Annotated in this window: 1 pseudogene; it reads right to left on the bottom strand. The window is 75.6% G+C overall.

Annotated elements, in window-relative coordinates:
* Nucleotides 1-124 precede the first annotated feature (124 nt).
* A pseudogene (locus tag TN53_RS49745) lies at nt 125-360 on the bottom strand (protein-L-isoaspartate(D-aspartate) O-methyltransferase); the annotation flags it as partial.

Raw genomic sequence — 360 nt, 5'->3', positions numbered from 1 at the left:
CTGTCCCGCCTGCGGGGCACCGGTTCCCGGGCCACCCGCCCGGGGCGGAGGTCGGACCGTGTGACACCGGCTCGTTGCCGCGGGGAACCCGGCGCGGCGATCCGCTCACCATCGTGCGCCGCCGTCAGTGTGCGGGCGCCAGGTCGGCACCGGACGCGCCGGTCAGGACACCTGCGCGCTCCCAGTGGCCCGGGCTGGGCGGCTTGGTGAGCTGTCCGGTGACGGCGGGGCTCAGGGCCGTCAGCCAGCTGCTGGGGATGCTGCGCACGGCCACCGTGGCGACGATGCGGTCGAATTGCCCTTCGTGGGCGGGCAGCGGCCCGGTGGCATCGACCGTTTCGACGGTGGGGTGCAGCCCGA

Source organism: Streptomyces sp. WM6386, from assembly GCF_000972385.1.
Lineage (GTDB): Bacteria > Actinomycetota > Actinomycetes > Streptomycetales > Streptomycetaceae > Streptomyces.
Note: the sequence above shows the minus strand (reverse complement) of the source record. Positions and strands in the feature narration are given on the sequence as shown.